The organism is Streptomyces sp. NPDC058685 (genome assembly GCF_042714725.1).
Taxonomy (GTDB): Bacteria; Actinomycetota; Actinomycetes; order Streptomycetales; family Streptomycetaceae; genus Streptomyces.
Genome location: NZ_JBHXSL010000016.1, coordinates 72,772 through 90,170, shown reverse-complemented (window position 1 = coordinate 90,170; position 17,399 = coordinate 72,772). Strand labels below are relative to the sequence as shown.

Sequence of the window (17,399 nt, the reverse complement as noted above, 5' to 3'; positions counted from 1 at the left end):
ACGGAACGTCACATCCCGCCTTCGGGTGCGCGGTCGGGGGAGTCGTCGTCGAACCGCACGTACTCGGGCAGCGTCAGCCGGGCCACCGCACCGCCCCCGGGTGCGTTCGTGAAGCGCAACTCGGCGCCGATCGAGGCCGACTGGCCGACCGCGATCGTCAGCCCGAGCCCGTGCCCCTTGCTGCCGCCCTCGGTACGGAACCGCGCCGGGCCGTGTGCCCGCAGATACTCGGGATAGCCCGGCCCGTGGTCGGTGACCGTCACCACCGGGCCGTCCACGGTCAGCACCACCGCCGGCCTCCCGTGCCGGTGGGCGTTGGAGACGAGATTGCCGAGCACGCGTTCGAGCCTGCGGCGGTCGGTCTCCACCGCCGCGTCCCGTAGGACCCGCACCTCGGTGTCCGTTCCCGACAGCCGCACCACGCGCTCGGCCAGCCGCGCCAGTTGGTGCACCTCCAGGTCCACCGTCTCGCTGCCCGCGTCCAGCCGGGAGATCTCCAGCAGGTCCTCGGTCAGCGAGCGCATCGCGCGCACCCGGTCCCGCACCATCTCGGCCGGGCGGCCCTCGGGCAGCAACTCGGCCGCCGCGGTCAGCCCGGTCAGCGGAGTCCGCAGCTCGTGCGCCACGTCTGCGGTGAACCGCTGCTCGCTCTGCAGCTTTCCCTGGAGCGAGGAAGCCATCGTGTCCAGCGCGCCGGAGACCGTCGCCACCTCGTCCTGGCGGCGCGAAGGGTCCTCGGTGCGCGGGTCGTTGACCCGGGCGTCGAGGTCGCCCGCGCTGATCCGCCGCGCCACCTGCGCGGTCAGATGGAGCCGGCGGGTGATCCGGGTGACGGCGAACGCGCCGACCAGCAGCGTGGCCCCGATGGCCAGTCCCGACGAGCCCACGATCGCCCGGTCCAGGCCGTCGATGGTGTTCGCGCTCTGGGTGTAGTCGACGCGTACGGCGATGGCGCGGCCGTCCGCGGGCCCCGCGGCCCACATGGTCGGGCGCCCCTCGAAGCCGCTCACCACCGTGCCGCGTTTCCCGCCGACGGCGACATCGCGCAACGCCACCGGCAGGCCCGGGGGATCCACGCCCGCGTACCGGGGCAGGGGAGCACCGCCCTCGTACGCCTCGGTGGCCTCCGTCAGCCGGTCCAGCGCCTTCCCGCGGGACTCCTCCACCGTCTGCCGGGTGACCGAGGCGTGCACCAGCGCGCCCAGCAGCGCCGCGAGCGCACAGCACATCACGGTGATGAAGACCGCGGCCTTCCAGGTGAGGGTCGCGGTCCAGCGGGGCAGCCGCGGCGCTCTCACGGCCCGGCCGCCGGACGCTTCGGTGTGGCGGAGGGTGACGGCGTGGCGGACGGGGAGGGTGACGGCGTGGCGGACGGGGAGGGTGACGCCGTGGCGGACGGGGACGGTGTGACACGGACGATCTCATCGCTCGTCGCCAGCATCGCGTTCTGCCGGGCGTCCCAGGACCACACCGTGCGGTACTCGTACCCGGGGATGCCGGCGGAGACCGAACGCAGCACGAGGTCGCGGCCGGCCAGCTCCACGTTCACCAACTGGTCGTACGTGGCCATGATCCGCGTCAGCCCGCCCCGGTCGGGCATGTAGCAGCGCACCGCCGTCTGCTGCTGCGGCAGGGTGATGCCGACGATCAGCTCGTCCTGCCCGTCACCGGTCAGATCGCGGTAGTACGGCGGGAGGACCGGGCACGACGCGGGCTTCGCCGTGCACCCGCGGAGCTGGGCGACCGTCTCCTGGTAGCGGTCGTCGGCGCCGGTGAAGGTGCTCGGCTTGGCGGCGGCCTCGGCGAGCAGGACCGTCACCGGGTCGAGTGCGCGCACCCCGCCGGCCGGGACCGTGATGCCGGGGACCCGTTCGGTGTCGGTCTCGCCGTAGTCGTTGGGCGGCGAGGTGACGGGCGCGAGTCCGGGCCACAGCCGGACGGGCCCGACGGCCGTGGGGGTGGCGCCGGCGATCTCCAGCCGGCCCTCGTCGCCGCAACCCGACAGCAGTGCGGCGGTGGCCGCCGTCAGCAGCGCGGCGTACAGCAGGCGGGGCGGGCGCACGGGTCTCCTCGGACAGTCGGTCTTCCCGTAGACCTTATTCGTAGGGAAGTCCTTTTTGTCCACCGGCCGTGCGGTCACGCACCGCCGGCCGGAGCGCGCCGGCAGGGCGGGAGGGAGGGGTGCCTCGCGCCCGGCGGCGGCGTGACCCCGGCGCCGCTACGGGCTGTGGCCTCAGCGCTGGTACGGGTTCTGCTGCCCCGGCTGCGCCTGCTGCTGGATCTGGGGCGCTCCGCCCTGCGGGCCCGCGGCCTGCGCCAGCAGCTGGTCGGCCTGCTCCTTGGCGATCTTCTGCTCCATGCCGCAGAACGTGCATTGCGTGGCGTACTTCGTCGACACCGGGAACAGCGGCACGAAGAACAGCGTGAACTTGGTGACCCGCTTGCGGAGCGTGTGGGCGGACGGGTTGCCGCAGTGCCCGCACACCAGCGTCAGTATCGCCAGCTGGAAGATGTAGCCCTTGGTACCGAAAATGATCATGTTGCCGGTCCCTCCCTCGTCAGCGCCCGCCGGCACAGGGCCAGCAGCTTCTCATCCGTAAAGATGTCATGGCTGCCGTACCCGCCGTCCATCGCCTGGTGCCGCCGGACGGACGCGATCTCCGCACGCAGCGTCCGCTCCACCTCGTCCGCCACCGACTCCACAAGCCCGTCGGTGAGGTCCGCGAGGCACGCGGCGATCGCGGGACGCGTGCCCGGAAGGGTCTCCCAGGCCGCGCGCAGCACGGGCCACGCGCGGTCCGCGTCGCCCGTCACCCGCCACAGGGCGATCGCGGCGTCCGTCCGGGCCCACGGATCGGGCGCCCGCAGCAGTCCCGCCAGGGCGGGGGCGGCCGCTGCCGCCTCGCTCCCCACGGCACCGAGGGCCGCGGCCGCCGTGCGCCGGACGGCGAGTTCGCTCGCCGACAGGGCCGTACGCAGCACGGGAAGGACCTCCCGCGCGCCGGGCTCCACCGCCCACAGCGCCGCCGCGGTCTTCACGGCGAAGGCGCCCGAACCGTCGCTCCCGGCCAGCAGTCCCCGCAGATCCGGCGCGGCCGCACGGGCCGCGGGCCCGAAGGCGGTCAGCGCCCGCAGCGCCTGCTCGACGACCCACTCCTTGCGGTACCGGGGCGCCCCGCGCAGCACCCGCAGCACCTCCGGCAGCGCGTCGGCCGCCCGCAGCGCCGTCAGTCCGTACAGCAGAGGGCCCGCCAGGTCATGCAGCCGCTCGTCCAGATCCAGCGCGCCGAGCCGGCGGCGCAGCGCCGGTACGAGCGGCAGGGCCTTCTCGCCCAGATGGTCCAGCACATGTCCGAGGTTCTGCGGCGCCTCGTCCAGCTCCAGCAGCCGGGCCAGCACCGGCACCGCCCGCCGGTCGCCCGCGCGGGCGAGGGTCATGACGACGCTGCCCAGCATGGGCGGCCCGCCGGGCCACTCCTGCACCCAGCCGGCGGGGTCCGCCGCGACCCGGTCCGCCAGCGCGTCCGCCGCGGGCGCGGCCAGGGTGAACAGCTCCCCGAGGGCGAGCACCGCGGCGTCCGCCAGCCGCGGCTCGGGATCGCTGAGCTGCTCGCCCATGAGCCCCACCAGCTCGCCGTACTCCCCGCGCCAGGTCCGCAGCAGAGCGCCGCTCATCTGGACGGCATCGGTCCGCTGCCCCGAGTCGGGGCTGCACAACTGGTCCGTCAGCAGCGCCGTCCGGTCCTCGACCCGGTCACCCAGACCGGAGTGGAGGGTGCGCAGCAGGTCCGCCGTCCAGGGAGCGTGGCGGCCCGCCGTCTCCGCCTCGCGGCGCTCGCGCAGCTGCCCCAGCATCGTCGGCGTGGACGGCCGCTCGGGCGCCGAAGAGGCGGGCACCGGCTCGGCGCGCAGCTCCCGCAGCAGGCCCGTCACCCCGGTCACCACATCGGGCGGCAGGGCGTCCGGCGCGCAGCGGGCGAGCTGGGCCAGAGCGGCGAGCCGGACCCCCGCGCCGTAGGTCACCCGCGTCAGCCCGGTCAGCCACTCCACGACCTCGGATGCCAGACGGCCGTGCCGCAGCGCTATACGGCCCGCAGCCTCCACACAGGCGAAGCGGACCTCCGCGTCCTCTTCCGCGGCGAGGCGCCGCCGCAACAGCCCGAGCACCAGCTCCGGGTCACCGTGCAGAGTGGCGAGCGCCAGGGGCGCGGCGAGCCGCACCCCGCGGTCCCCGGAGTCGACGAGCGCGAGAAAGACGTCGGCGCCCGCGGTCACGGCCGACGCCGCCATCGCGTAGTTCGCCGCGTACTCGAACTCCTCGTCCTCCGGGTCCAGTTCGTCGTCGCCGTCGAGATCGATGCCGCCGATGCTGGTCAGCAGCTCGACGACGCCACCGCGGTCGTCGATGGACGGATCGCCGACCAGTTCCAGAAGGAAGGGGATGCAGGCGAGCGTCGAGTCGTACACATCGCCCTGGTGGTGCACCGCGCCGTACATCCCGTCGAGCGCCGACTCCCGCTCCGCGGGGTCCGGGGACGCCAGCCCGTACAGCAGGGCCGGCACGTCGTCCGCCGGACCGTAGGCATGCTCCAGTGACGCCCAGTCGACGTCGTTGATTCCCCCGAACACGCCTGCCCCCCTCCCACGAACGTGCGCTTGGGGAGAGTGTGCACCACCGCTCCGGCATCGCGGGGTTATTGCCCCGAAGGCCCCGGGGCTGTTCCCATGGTCCGGGGGTGATGGCATGACCGCGCTGCGCGTCACACCAGCACACAGGGAAGGCCGGGACCGGCTGTACGTGAGCCTTCCCGACGGACGGAACGTCGCCTGGTTCGACCGCGACACCGGGCGGATCAGCCTGGTCGCGAACGAGCACCGGGACGGCGTGCTCGCGGCTCTCGCGCCCTTCGTGACAGGGGACTTCACCATCGGGCCCCCGCCCGTGCCCACCTCCGCCGACCTCGCCAGGCTGTCCCTCCACCCCGACGACGACCTGGCCCCCAACCGCTCCGGCGAGAGCCTCCTCACGGAACTGGACCGCAGGCCCGCCTCGGGCAGTCGCTTCCGTCAGGACCCGCGCCTCGCGCGGCTCGACGCCGACCGGCTGCTCGGCGACGCCCTGGAACGCCTGGAGTCGGTGGGCTGGCGCGTCCTGCACTCGGTGCCGCTGCCCGGCGCCGACCGCATCGACCACCTGCTGCTCGGCCCGGCCGGCGCGCTGGCCGTGCACACCCTGCCCGCCCGGAAGCAGCGGGTGCGGGTCGGCGACCCGATGGTCCGCGCCGGCCGCGGTCAGCCCGTCCCGCTGCTGCGCACCACCCGCCGCCGGGCGGAGCGCGCCTCACTGGCCCTGACCGCGGCGGTACGGCCGGTGCTCGCCGTGGTCGGGGCGGCGCGGCTGGACGTGCTGCCGACTCCGCCCGACGTCAGAATCCTTCGCGAAACGGAAGTGCCCGCGCTGGCCAGGCTCGGCGGGGTGCTGAAGCCGGCGGACATCGAGGCGCTGTACGCGACGGCGCGCGACCGCCGCACGTGGCTGCGGGCCTGAGGGGACGCATGGGCCGGCGTGTGACGGCCGCGTGGGGCGGCGCCGCGGGTGGCTGCCGGCGCGAGCGGTTCGGGTGGTTCGTGTGGTTCGGGTGGTTCGGGTGGGGCACCGCCCGGCCCGCGTGGTTCGGCGATCCTCAACCCGGCGCGCTGGCTCCTTCCCCCTCGACGTCCGGGGGATGGCGCAGCCGCAGCACTGTGGTGGTCGCGTGCCGTGTGGTCCGCAGTTCCACCTCGGCGCTCAGCCCTGCCGCCACCGGCTGGTACGCGACCTCGCCGAGGCCGGCCGCCATCGCCACGTGCGCCCCGCCCGGCACGGAGGAATCGCCGGAGCCGGTGGCGGACGCCGTCGTCGCTGCCGGTCCCGGCAGGGCGGCGGCCGCCTGGACCCGCAGCGCCGGCGCCAGTGGGCTGGAGACCACGGGGGTGTCGTCGTCGGGCAGGACCAGCACCAGGGCATGCGGCCGGGAACGCGCCCCGGTGAATCCGACGACCACCGCGTCGTGCGCCGAAGTGTGCCGCAGCTTCCACCACGCGCGTGTGCCGCTGCGGTACGTCTGGTCCAGCCGTTTGATCACCAGCCCCTCGACGCCGATCCCGGGCAGCGAGTCGTACCAGGTCGCGGCCTCGTCGGCGTCGAGCGTCATCGGCACGGCCTGAAGCGGCGGACCCAGTGACCCGAGCAGAGCGACCAGCCGGCGCCGCCTCTTCTCGTACGCCGAGGTCCGCAGGTCCGCGCCGTCCTCGGCCAGCAGATCGAACGCCGCGTACGAGGCGGGAAGCCGGCGCGCAAGAGCGGGAGCCCGCCCCGGGGTTGCGGCCGCGCGCTTCTGCACGGCGGCGAAGTCGGTCCGGCCCACCGACCAGACGACGACCTCGCCGTCCAGCACCGTCCCCACCGGCAACTGCCGTGCGGCGGCGGCCAGATCGGGAAACGCGTCCGTGATGATCCGGCCGGACCGGGCCTGGAGCAGGACTTTCTCGGCGGTACGGAAGATCACCATCCGGTGGCCGTCGAACTTCGGCTCGTACGCCAGCCGCCCCCCACGCGGCAGCGTGCTCACCGACTCGGCGAGCATCACCTTCAGCGGTGGCCGCGGCATGCTCACGGCAGCGGCCTCGCCTGCCCGGGATCGGTCAGCGGGGCGAGCAGATCGCCGTACCTCTCCAGACGCGGTGCGATGTCACCGATTCGGAAGCTCAGCTCCTGCCGCGCCTCCACCTCTTCCCAGGTGACGGGCGCCGACACGGTCGGCTCGGCCCGGGCCCGCAGGGTGTAGGGAGCGGCGGTCGTCTTCGCGGCGGCGTTCTGACTGTGGTCGACGAAGACCTTCCCGGGCCGCAGATTGCGTGCCATCCGGTACAGGGCCAGCCGGGGCAGCGCGGCCTCCACCTCGACCGCCAGGCTCTTCGCGTACGCCGACACCTCCTCCGACGGGGTCGGGCGTACGGGCACCAGGACGTGCAGGCCCTTGGACCCCGAGGTCTTCACGTACGCCTCGAACCCGTCCTCCGCCAACCGCTCCCGCAGCCACAGCGCCACGGTGCAGCACTCCTCGACCGTGGCGGGTGCGCCGGGGTCGAGATCGAAGACCATCCGGTCGGCGACGGCCGGTGCGTCCTGCGTCCACTGGGGCGTGTGGAACTCGACGACCAGATTCGCCGCCCAGACAAGTGACGGCAGGTCGGCGACGACGACCTGGCGGGCGTTCTTGTCGTCGGAGCGCGGCACCGGGGCGGTCCGTACCCACGATGGCGTACCGGGCGGCGGATTCTTCGTGAAGAACATCTGCCCGTCCGGGCCGTCCGGGTATCGCAGGAAGGAGACCGGCCGGTCGTGGATGTGCGGCAGCATCGCCCCCGCTGTCGAGGCGTAGTAGTGCAGCAGCTCAGCCTTCGTCGTTCCGGTGGCGGGGTGGATGACCTTCTCCAGGTTGCTCAGCGCCAGGCGCCGCCCCTCCACCTCTGTGATCGGCGTCATACGATGAGAATCCCACGATTCCCGGAATTTCGGATGAAAGGGATCAAGCGTGCGATCCATCTGGAACGGGGCCATCTCCTTCGGCTTGGTCAGCATCCCCGTGAAGCTGATGAACGCCACGGAGAACCACGCCATCTCATTCCGCCAGATCCACGCCGCCGACGGCGGCCGGATCCGCTACCGCAAGGTCTGCGAGCTGGAGGAGAAGGAGGTGCCCAACGACGAGATCGGCAAGGGCTACGAGACCGAGGACGGCTCGGTCATCCCGATCGCGGACGAGGACCTGGCCAAGCTTCCGCTCCCGACGGCGAAGACGATCGAGATCGTGGCCTTCGTGCCGGGGACGGCGGTCGACCCGTTGCAGATCGACGCGGCGTACTACCTCTCGGCCAACGGCGGCCCGGCCGTCAAGCCGTACACGGTGCTGCGCGAGGCCCTCAAGCGCAGCGAGAAGGTCGCCCTCGCCAAGTTCGCCCTCCGAGGCCGGGAGCGCCTCGGGATGCTGCGCGTCGTCGAGGACGTGATCGCCATGCATGGCCTGCTGTGGCCGGACGAGATCCGCTCTCCGGACGAGGTGGCGCCGGACGGGGACGTCACGGTCCGCGAGGCCGAACTCGACCTGGCGGACGCCCTGATGGACACCCTCGGCGAGGTCGACATGGACTCGCTGCACGACCACTACCGGGAAGCGGTCGAGGAGATGATCGCGGCCAAGGCACAGGGCGCCGAGCTGCCCGCGCCGGCCGAGGGCGAGAGCGGCGGCGGCCAGGTCATCGACCTGATGGCGGCGCTGGAGAGCAGCGTGCGGGCCGCGAAGAACGCACAGGGCGGGGACGGGGGCACGGACACGGGCGAGCACGCGGAGGTCACGCCGATCAAGGGCCGCAAGAAGACGGGCGCGTCCAAGGCTGCGGCTAAGAAGACCGCCGCCTCGAAGACGGCGGCGGGCAAGAAGGCGGCGTCGGGGACGGCGAAGAAGGCGACCGCGACCAAGACCGCGACGTCGAAGACCGCGACGAAGGCCCCGTCGAAAGCGGCGGCGGGCAAGAAGGCGACAGCGGCGACGAAGAAGACGGCCGCGTCGAAGTCAGCGTCGAAGAAGACGACGAAGGCCTCGCCGAAGAAGCGCGCCTCGGCGTGAGGGGCCGCGTGCCGGCCCCTCCGCAGGCCTCGCCGGGGCGGATGCCGTTTCCGGCTTCGGCGTCCTGAGAGGACCGAGGTCCGGGAATGAGGTCCGGGAATGGGGTCCCGGCACGGGCCCGCGCCCTGCCACCATCACCCCATGACCGACCTCGAAGGCTTCTGGTACGCGTCCCGCGCCCCCCTCTCCTTCAAGCTCCTCATCACCGCCTCCGGCCGCGGCTGGGTCGAGTACGGCCGCGAGGGCGAGTACGCGTCCAACACCGAGTTCACCTGGTCGACCCCCTCGCCCACCCGCCTGGAGCTCGTCTACGGCGACTGCCGTGAGACGGAGGACGGGGACATGCGGATCACCTGGCCCGCGGACGAGCACACGGCGCACGAGTTCGCCGTCAGCCGCGAGGACGACGGGACGCTGGCCCTGACGCTGGAGCCGCCGCTCAAGAGCGTGCCGGTGTTCACACGGTAGCCGCGGTAGCCGCCCGCCCGGCGGAGCGCCGCGCCCGTACGCGCCACAACGCACCCCGCACGCGCTGCTGCCCGGCGAAGCGACCGCGTCCGGTACGCCCGGTACGCCCGCGAAAGCGCCCCGGGTGCCGCCCCGCGAAGCGCCCGGGGGCCTGCCGCCCTACGCCTCACGAGGCACCCCCTACGTGCCGCCGCCCGGCGAAGCGCCCCGCTCCCGTCGCCCGGCGGCCAGGCGAAGTACCCCCGTGCCGCGAAACGCGCCCCACCTGCCGCCGCCCGCCCGCGGAAGCACCCCATGCCCGTTCCCTCGGCCCCCGCGCATGCCTGCCCAGGCTCGCCCCCACCCCTCCGCGCCCACACAGCGCACCCACCCCGTCACTCCGCGCGTTCCACCCCGTCCTAAACCACCCCAAATCGCTCCCCGCTTGTGAGGCGCCCCATAGGACCCACGTCACTTACTAAGCGCGGTAGTGGTGGCGTCCCGCGCGCTCCACCGCAGGCGTCCCCCGCTCGATGTCACACGGGACATATCTGCGTAGTTCGGTAGTACGTCACATCTTTGCGTCCACCGCCGAGCGCCGTTAACCATGGCTGACGTTCCGGGGAGCCGAGTGCCGGACCGGGCGAAACCCGCCCATCCGACCGCACCGGCCCACGCTGCGGAGTCCGACTCCGCTCCAGCCGTACCGACCCCCCGGTCGGCCTCCCCGCACGTCCCCCATGGAGAGGTACATCCGCATGACCACGCACATGAAGTCCAGCACCGGCCGTATCGCCCGCCTTCGCAAGCTCTCGGTCGCGGGCATAGCCACCGCCGGTGCCGCGGCTGCCGCGCTCACGATGATACCCTCGGCCGCCCACGCCGCCGAGCCGGTCTCCGCGAGCGCGTCCACCACCTCCGTCGCCGCCGTCAAGGCCAAGGCGGACGCCAAGGCCGACGCCCACGCGGCCAAGAAGGCCAAGGCGAAGAAGAAGACGTACGCGAACAACCTCGACGGCTGGATCAAGGAGTCGCTGGCCATCATGAAGGCCAAGGACATCCCCGGCAGCTACGAGGGCCTGCACCGCAACATCATGCGCGAGTCCGGCGGCGACCCGAAGGCCGAGAACGGCTGGGACATCAACGCCCAGAACGGCACCCCGTCCAAGGGTCTGCTCCAGGTCATCCAGCCCACGTTCGACGCCTACCACGTCAAGGGCACCCCGCACGAGCTGACCGACCCGGTCGCCAACATCACCGCGGCCGCCAACTACGCCGCCGACAAGTACGGCTCGATCGACAACGTCGACTCCGCGTACTGAGTCAGCCGCGTCACAGGCGCAGGGAACCCGCCGCACGAGCGACCACCGGCACACCACTGCCGGTGAGCGCCTGACGGTGGCAGCAGCACCCGCCGCACGAGCGACCACCGGCACACCACTGCCGGTGAGCGCCTGACGGCGAACGAAAGCCGGTGGCGACTGCCGGAACACCCGGGCAGCGCCACCCGATGAACGACGGCCGGCCGACAAGGCCCGGCCGGCGTAGGACGGACGGACAGGCATGCCGCACGAGAGCGGAGAACCGCACCAGCCCTCCGGGCCCGGCGCCCCCACGCCGGACCCGTACGGACCGGGCAAGGTGTACCGCTCTCGGGGCAGGGCACGACACCGGGCTCGGCGGAGGTCACTGCGGATCGCCGCCTGGACCGCCCTCGGTGTCGTGGCAGTCGGAGGCGGCGGCCTGGCCTACCTCTACTCGCAGCTCAACGGCAACATCCAGGGCACCGACATCAACGCGGCCCTGGGCAAGGACCGTCCCGGCGAGCAGCGCGACGGGTCGATGAACATCCTGCTGCTGGGTTCCGACTCGCGGGCGGGCACGCACGGCCAGTACGGCTCGGGCGTCGCCGGCGCCCGGTCGGACACGGCGATGGTGCTGCATGTCGACAAGTCCCACAAGAAGACGAGTGTCGTCAGCGTCCCGCGCGACACCGTCGTGGAGCGTCCCGCGTGCGCCAAGCCCGGCGGCGGCACGGCCCCGGCCGAACACCGGGCGATGTTCAACGAGTCCTACCAGGCGGGCGGACCGGCCTGCACCGTGAAGACGGTGGAGAAGATGTCCGGCGTCCGCATGGACCACTACCTCGAAGTCGACTTCAAGGGCTTCACCAAGCTCATCGACGAGCTCGGCGGCGTGAACGTCACGACCAGCAAGGCCATCAAGGACGACAGCAGCCATCTGTCCCTGCCCGCCGGCAAGCACACCCTCAAGGGCGAGCAGGCGCTGGAGCTCGTACGGACCCGTCACGGTGTGAGCGACGGCAGCGACCTCGGCCGCATCCAGCTCCAGCAGACGTTCATCAAGGCGCTGTTGCACCGCGTCGACTCCATCGGCCTGGCGAGCGACCCCACGAAGCTCTACGACCTGGCCGACACCGCGACCCGCACGGTCAGCGCGGACTCGGACCTGGCATCCGCCACGAAGCTGCTCGGCCTCGCGAAGGACCTCAAGGGCATCAAGCCGGACCGGATGAACATGGTCACCCTGCCCGTCACGTACGACCCCAAGGACCCGGGCCGCGTCGTGCCGCTGAAGAAGGCATCCCACGACGTGTGGGACGCCCTGCGCGAGGACCGCCCGATTCCCGAGTCCGCGGCGGAGAACTCGGTCGGCGACCGCGGCGACGCCCCGGTGACGGCGGGCACCTGATCTTCCCGCACCGGTACGGGCGTTGTCCGCTTCCCGCACCGGTACGCGCGTTGTCCGTCCGGAGCGCTGACGAAGCGGCAGGAACCGGTACCGAGTGACGCCCGTCACAGGGGCATGAAGGCACACGTCACCGCACTCCGCGCCATCGGAGTGCTCGCCGCACTGCCGGCGCTCGCGCTGGTCACCGCCTGCGGGCAGGAGAAGACCTCGAACCGCACGGCGCCGGGCGCCGCGTCTTCCGGTACCGGACGGCCCCAGGAGTACGCGGTGACCACGACGGTCCTCGCCGACGCCTCGCACGGCCCACAGGCGTGTCACTCGATGCGGACGAAGCTGCCCCCGACGTGCGGCGGCCCCGACATCGTCGGCTGGGACTGGGATGCCGTGCGGTCCCGGTCCGCAGGCGGCACCCGGTGGGGCACGTACCACCTCACCGGCACCTGGGACGGCACACGCATCACGCTGACCGAGCCCGCGAAGAACGCCGACCCCGGCGACCAACCCCACAGCGGCACGGACGACGCGCACGACATGGACTTCAGGACACCGTGCAAGACGCCGCCGGGCGGATGGAAGCCGTCCGACCCGTCCAAGGTCTCCCACGCGGCCGAGCAGCGTCTCCAGGAACTCCTCGAACAGAACCCGGAGTACGGAGGGCACTGGATCTCCTACCCCCAGGGGCTCGGGAGCGGCCGGACGGTCACCGTGGTCACCTTCACCCGCGACCTCCCCGGCAACGAACGAGAGGTCCGTGCGGTGTGGGGCGGCCCGCTCTGCCTGCTGACCGTCGAGCGCTCCCATCAGGAACTCCGCACGGTGCGCGAGGACTTGGTGAAACGGGCGAGCGCGGGCACCCCCGGCTATCTGGGCGTGGGCTCGGACCCCAGGCACAACCGGGTGCGGTTGTACGTCCCGGTCCCGAGCGCCCACATGCAGCAGGAACTCGACCGCAGGTACGGCAAGGGCGCGGTGGGCCTCGAGCCATGGATGAACCCGAAGCGCCTGCCGGGGCCCGGGCCGGCGCCGGGAACCCGTCCCTGACGCCGGGGCGCCCGACGGTCTGTCTACGATCCGGTGCGTACTCGCGCTCGGCGAAGGACGCAACTGTGCGAAGCAATTCCCTCATGAGGTCGCTCCTCGGGGAAACAGACCTCAGGAGCCTGGGCTCCCAGGACATCCCTCCCCTGTTCCGTGAGGTGGCGGAACGGGGATGGTCCACGACGGCCGGTGGTGCGCGCGTGCTGACCGATCTGCGTCCGCAGAGCGCGGCCGCGTCCGTCGACCGGCTCGCGGAGGAAACCACGGTCAACGGCCGGGGAATGACCGACTACGACCTCCCCACCGCGCCCCACGAGCGCACACCCCTGCTGATGCGACGCTGCCTGGCATACATCCGCGCCTGTCTGCGCGCGGCGCAGGAGGAGTTCGGGGACAGCGGGGTGAAGGGATACGTCTCCCTGTCCTTCTCCGACACCGAGGACGCGCTCCTCACCGCCCATGTCACCTTCTGCACGCCGCGGCCCGACGTGCCTGCCTACATCGCGGATCTCGAGCGGGTGGAGAACGAAGCGGTGGCGGAGATCTCGGTGGAGGACTGCCGGCTCCGGTCGTGAGGAGGCCGGGCCGTACCGGCTTCTCAGGCCTGCTCAGGGCCCAGGAGGGCGCGCAGATACCGGCGCCGGTACCAGCGCTGCGCGAGCAGAAGCACCGGGAACACGGTCCGCCACGGCCCCGCGGGAGCACGGCCGGTGAGGGACCGCAGGGTCAGCGTGACCCGCCCGTCGGCGTCGCGGCCCACCACGAAGGCTTCCTCACCCGACACCGGATGACCGGGCAGCGTGCCGTAGGCGAAGCCGCACCGGTCGGCTCCGTCGACGACGGCGACCACCCGCACCGGTTCATGAACGGCCACCGGCCCCCATGCCGCCGTGATCCGGTACTCGGCCCCCTCGACGACCCGCTCACCGGCGCCCGCGAGCGGCGTGACGCGGAAGCCGCTACGGCGCTTGATGCCCCACCGCACCACGGCGTCGGAAGCGGCACGCCAGTCGCTGTCGCCGTGCCCGATGACCACGGTCTGCTCGAAACGGCGGTAGCCCGGGATTCCCGTGGTCCAGGTGCCGTCGCCGGGACAGGTCGCGCCGGCGGGAGCGTAGGTGAGCCGGCGAGGGCTCGCCGGCCCGTCCGATCTGTCCGATGGCATGACGGGCTCCTGTTGCGACGGGTGGGCTGACGGCCGGCCGCTGAGCCTAATGGGGTGCCGCGGTCGAGCGCCGGGTGGGTACCCGTGCATCCCGCGGCCGGTGTCCCACGGCATCAGCGGCCGGCCGCCCCCGGCTCAAACGCTGACGGTCACGGCCTGCACGGGGCAGCTACGGGCAGCCTCCTTCAGCAGCGAGTCCCCCTCCCCGCCCTCACGGCCGGCCAGCACGACTCCGTACCCGTCGTCGTCCTGGGTGAAGACCGCGGGCGCGGTCAGAGCACACATGCCCGAGCCGATGCACTTGTCGCTGTCGATGCTCACTCTGGTGGTCACAAGCTCGTCCCTTCGAGTTCGGTGCGCACGAGGCCTCGTACGGGAGGAGTGGTTCCCTGACGGAGCCACCGGGCAGGCCCTGCGCCGCGCGCGTCACCCGGTCGGGTGCAGCGCCGGTGGGGGCGAACCCCCACCGACGCACCGGAGCCGGACCCGTCTACGCCGGGTCGATGCGGTGGATGGCGCCACCGAGGTCGAGGACGTACAACTCGCCGCAGCCGTCCTGCACGAAGGAGATGACCTCACCGCCACTGACGCCGAGGTCGCTCTCGCCGGTGACCTTCCCGTCCTTCATCTGCAGGGCGCGGACGGTGCCGTCGCAGTAGTCGCTGAAGAGGTACTGCCCCTTCAGGGCCGGGATCGCCTTGCCGCGGTACACGAATCCACCGGTCACCGAGCAGCCCAGCCCGTTACGTCCGTACTCGTGAACGGGCGGCACATGGTTCGCCGGCTCGGTCCCCCCGCGGAAGGGATGGGTGCCCTCCATCTCGGACCAGCCGTAGTTCTCGCCGCCCTTGCTGCGTGCCGAGGCCCAGTCGATCTCCTCCCAGTCGCTCTGGCCGACATCGCCGATGAGCATGTCGCCGGTCCCGGCGTCGAAGGAGAACCGCCACGGGTTGCGCAGCCCGTACGCCCAGATCTCGTCCTTGGCGTTCGGGTCGCCCACGAAGGGATTGTCCGCCGGGATCGCGTACGGCTTCGCGCCCCTCGGGTCGATCCGCACGATCTTGCCGAGCAGGGTGTCGAGGTTCTGCCCGTAGTCGTGCGGGTCCCCGCCCGAGCCCCCGTCGCCGAAGGCGATGTAGAGGTAGCCGTCGGGCCCGATCTTGATGTCACCGCCGTTGTGATTCGCGTACGGCTGCGTCTGGGTGAGGACGGTACGCCGGGTGTTCTTCTGGATCTTTCCGTTCCGCACGGCGAACTCGTCGATGGTGCTGGTGCCTTCGAGGTCCGTGTACGAGATGTAGAAGTACGAGAACCGCTTGTCGAACGCGATACCGAGCAGCCCGCGTTCCCCGTCGACGGTGGTCTCCTTGGATATGTCGAGCACGGGAGCGCCGAGCCCCCTGCTGTCCAGAACCCGTACGGTCCCGGCCCGCTCGGCAATCCACACACTCCCACCGGGCCCGGCGGCACCGGCGGACGGATTCTTCGCGGTGGCCACGTGCTTGAGAGCGACGGCGGCCGCCTTGGGCGGGGCTTTCGGCGGGGCGGCGGACTCGTCGGCGGAAGCGGTGGACAGGGCGAGGGAAGCAACAAGACAGATGGTGCCGATCATCGCGGAGCTCCGGGTGCGAACGTTCACCGTGACCCTCCTGAAGGCGGCGCATGGGGAGTTCACCCGGCTGCTGGGCAGAGTGGTACGTGGGGGTAGGGGGTCGCCCGCGCCAGCACGCAACCTGGGTGGGGGATGGTGTGCCACTGGCCGGGGACGAGACTACTGGGGGAGGGGGGTGTTGGCCTAGACCAATGCGCGGACTATGTCGGGAGTTGGGCGCTGGGTTGGGGGTTCGGCAGGTCGTGGCCTCGGCTGTGCCCACAATCGGCAGTGTGACTCGGGAGGGCGGGGGAGCTGTCACTCCGATTACGAGCCACGGAGTACGGAGGCGTGACCCTCGCGCCATAAACCGCTGTTGGGATTGAAAGGAGTCAAAGGCGGCCGGCGAGTGGCCGACCTCGGCATCGACGCCCTCGGCATCGACGCCCTCGGCATCGACGACCTACTGCGCGAGGACCAGTGATCGCTGCCGAACTCTGGTGCTTCATACTCCGGTCGTGGACATATCCGACGACGGCCAGAAGCTCGATCCCGCGTGGACCGAGGTCGGCAACAACGTATGCGGCAGCCTGCGCGGCTGTCGTGACACCTCCTCAGTGGCCGAGCGCTTCGTGAAGGCGGGCTGGAGGTCGAGGTCGTCATCCTGGTACGCGTACGAGCTCGAGACCAGTTGGTGCCAGGTGGAGATCGAACCCATCGACGCGTCGGACCTCCTGCTGAACGGAGTTGTCGACCCGCGGCGTTTCGACCAACTAGCAGACCTGCTCACCGACTTCGGCCTGTCGCACAGCCTGGAGCTCTCCGCCGCCGACGGCACTCTGCTCCGCGAGGCCCGAGCGTGACCGCTGAAGCCCAACTGCCTGGCCCCTGAACGGATTTGTGGGCCTTGAGCATGTCCGGCTGCCGGCCTTGAACGACGCGCCGATCTAGGCCGCGAATAGGCGGTTGCGCCTGCCGCACGGCGACTCCGAGCGGCATCCGGGCTGAACATGCAAGAAGACCCCGGTCCTCAGCGTTTCCGCTGGTGACAGGATCTTTGGGCACTGCATGCGAGTGCCCGCGGCAGGATTCGAACCTGCGCACCCGGCTCCGGAGGGCCCTTCCTGATACGGAAAATCCGCAGGTCACGGGCGTACGGCCTGAGGGTGGACGGTTCCGTGTCCACGTATGGTCCACAGCCCCGCGTGGGTGCTCGTTGCGCTCATCGGACGACAGGGGTCGCCACCTCGGTCGTCCAGGCTCGGCATACGCAAGCATGAAGTCGTGACCGTGAAGTCGAGGCAAGACGCCTGAGGCAAGGCGGGCTCGGGCTGGGGGCGCGGTGTGGTGGTACAGGGGCGCATGGTAGGCGCACTCCACTCCTGTTGTGCTCCGGTCGACGTAGCACGATTCGGCGGAAGAGCTTCCACTTGTCCAGGAGTTGCTGAAGTCTTGACGAAGCGCGGTCAGGGAGAGCCGTGAAGGCCGGTTCACGAGTGTCGAGTTAGGTGTATCTGGTTACTTGCGAGATGTCCGTTTATGCGTAGTCGATCCCCTCCCCGGGTGGGCGCTTATTGCCTGGTAGGTGCTCCCGTTGGCGGCGTGTCGGCTGGCCGTATCTCACGGCTGATCTCCGGATTGCGAATCGGTAACAGGGGGTTCCTCATGGCAGAGATTCGTTGAACGCTTGAGCTTCTCGGATGTGGGGGACCTGTGAAGATCGCTATGGTGTGTTCAGGTGGATTGCCTGAGTCGGTCGTTGACCCTGCGCTGGCGC

17 protein-coding genes are annotated in these 17,399 nt (G+C 71.5%); 8 read left to right on the top strand and 9 right to left on the bottom strand.

Annotated elements, in window-relative coordinates; translation table 11 throughout:
* Positions 1 to 8: 8 nt before the first annotated feature.
* From ACFWU3_RS16310 to ACFWU3_RS16295, 4 genes are all read right to left on the bottom strand, one after another.
* Complete coding sequence (locus ACFWU3_RS16310) at positions 9 to 1,298, bottom strand: ATP-binding protein (protein WP_384437088.1); 1,290 nt, start codon at positions 1,296 to 1,298, stop codon at positions 9 to 11.
* Complete coding sequence (locus tag ACFWU3_RS16305) at positions 1,295 to 2,062, bottom strand: hypothetical protein (protein WP_384437085.1); 768 nt, start codon at positions 2,060 to 2,062, stop codon at positions 1,295 to 1,297. Before ACFWU3_RS16305 ends, ACFWU3_RS16310 begins: the two co-directional genes overlap by 4 nt.
* A gap of 171 nt (positions 2,063 to 2,233) precedes the next feature.
* Positions 2,234 to 2,539, bottom strand: a complete 306-nt coding sequence (locus tag ACFWU3_RS16300; RefSeq protein ID WP_384437082.1) for a zinc-ribbon domain-containing protein — start codon at positions 2,537 to 2,539, stop codon at positions 2,234 to 2,236.
* Positions 2,536 to 4,629 (bottom strand): HEAT repeat domain-containing protein, encoded by a 2,094-nt coding sequence (locus tag ACFWU3_RS16295; protein ID WP_384437079.1) that lies wholly within the window; start codon positions 4,627 to 4,629, stop codon positions 2,536 to 2,538. Before ACFWU3_RS16295 ends, ACFWU3_RS16300 begins: the two co-directional genes overlap by 4 nt.
* Positions 4,630 to 4,744: 115 nt before the next feature.
* Between ACFWU3_RS16295 and ACFWU3_RS16290 the strand changes: the two genes are divergently transcribed.
* Positions 4,745 to 5,548, top strand: coding sequence for a nuclease-related domain-containing protein (locus tag ACFWU3_RS16290; RefSeq protein WP_384437076.1), 804 nt, complete (start codon positions 4,745 to 4,747; stop codon positions 5,546 to 5,548).
* 136 nt (positions 5,549 to 5,684) lie between these two features.
* Here ACFWU3_RS16290 and ACFWU3_RS16285 read toward each other — a convergent pair whose 3' ends face one another.
* Both ACFWU3_RS16285 and ligD read right to left on the bottom strand, forming a co-directional pair.
* Positions 5,685 to 6,650 (bottom strand): RNA ligase family protein, encoded by a 966-nt coding sequence (locus tag ACFWU3_RS16285; protein ID WP_384437210.1) that lies wholly within the window; start codon positions 6,648 to 6,650, stop codon positions 5,685 to 5,687.
* A 2-nt stretch (positions 6,651 to 6,652) separates the two neighbouring features.
* The gene (ligD, locus tag ACFWU3_RS16280; protein WP_384437073.1) at positions 6,653 to 7,528 is read right to left on the bottom strand and encodes a non-homologous end-joining DNA ligase; all 876 of its coding nucleotides are present in this window, start codon (positions 7,526 to 7,528) and stop codon (positions 6,653 to 6,655) included.
* A gap of 49 nt (positions 7,529 to 7,577) precedes the next feature.
* On the opposite strand from ligD, the gene ACFWU3_RS16275 reads away from it, so the two are divergent.
* The 6 genes from ACFWU3_RS16275 to ACFWU3_RS16250 all read left to right on the top strand — a co-directional run bounded on the left by ACFWU3_RS16275 (position 7,578) and on the right by ACFWU3_RS16250 (position 13,441).
* Complete coding sequence (locus tag ACFWU3_RS16275; RefSeq protein ID WP_384437070.1) at positions 7,578 to 8,669, top strand: Ku protein; 1,092 nt, start codon at positions 7,578 to 7,580, stop codon at positions 8,667 to 8,669.
* Positions 8,670 to 8,810: 141 nt separating this feature from the next.
* Positions 8,811 to 9,137, top strand: coding sequence for a hypothetical protein (locus ACFWU3_RS16270; protein ID WP_384437067.1), 327 nt, complete (start codon positions 8,811 to 8,813; stop codon positions 9,135 to 9,137).
* 737 nt (positions 9,138 to 9,874) lie between these two features.
* On the top strand, positions 9,875 to 10,438 hold the full coding sequence (locus ACFWU3_RS16265; protein ID WP_384437064.1) for a transglycosylase SLT domain-containing protein: 564 nt from the start codon (positions 9,875 to 9,877) through the stop codon (positions 10,436 to 10,438).
* 400 nt (positions 10,439 to 10,838) lie between these two features.
* A complete protein-coding gene (locus ACFWU3_RS16260; protein ID WP_384437061.1) occupies positions 10,839 to 11,828 on the top strand; it encodes an LCP family protein in 990 nt (329 codons plus the stop codon).
* Between the two features lie 114 nt (positions 11,829 to 11,942).
* Positions 11,943 to 12,869: a hypothetical protein gene (locus ACFWU3_RS16255; protein ID WP_384437058.1), complete on the top strand. Its 927-nt coding sequence runs from the start codon at positions 11,943 to 11,945 to the stop codon at positions 12,867 to 12,869.
* Between the two features lie 83 nt (positions 12,870 to 12,952).
* The gene (locus ACFWU3_RS16250) at positions 12,953 to 13,441 is read left to right on the top strand and encodes a hypothetical protein (protein ID WP_384437055.1); all 489 of its coding nucleotides are present in this window, start codon (positions 12,953 to 12,955) and stop codon (positions 13,439 to 13,441) included.
* Between the two features lie 23 nt (positions 13,442 to 13,464).
* Here the strand turns inward: ACFWU3_RS16250 and ACFWU3_RS16245 are convergent, their stop codons facing one another.
* From ACFWU3_RS16245 to ACFWU3_RS16235, 3 genes are all read right to left on the bottom strand, one after another.
* Positions 13,465 to 14,031, bottom strand: coding sequence for a DUF1990 family protein (locus ACFWU3_RS16245; protein ID WP_384437052.1), 567 nt, complete (start codon positions 14,029 to 14,031; stop codon positions 13,465 to 13,467).
* 135 nt (positions 14,032 to 14,166) lie between these two features.
* Entirely contained in the window at positions 14,167 to 14,364 is a 198-nt protein-coding gene (locus tag ACFWU3_RS16240; protein ID WP_384437049.1) for a ferredoxin, read from the bottom strand.
* Between the two features lie 157 nt (positions 14,365 to 14,521).
* On the bottom strand, positions 14,522 to 15,670 hold the full coding sequence (locus ACFWU3_RS16235; protein ID WP_384437046.1) for a PQQ-dependent sugar dehydrogenase: 1,149 nt from the start codon (positions 15,668 to 15,670) through the stop codon (positions 14,522 to 14,524).
* A gap of 470 nt (positions 15,671 to 16,140) precedes the next feature.
* On the opposite strand from ACFWU3_RS16235, the gene ACFWU3_RS16230 reads away from it, so the two are divergent.
* Complete coding sequence (locus tag ACFWU3_RS16230; RefSeq protein WP_384437043.1) at positions 16,141 to 16,485, top strand: hypothetical protein; 345 nt, start codon at positions 16,141 to 16,143, stop codon at positions 16,483 to 16,485.
* Positions 16,486 to 17,399: the final 914 nt, after the last annotated feature.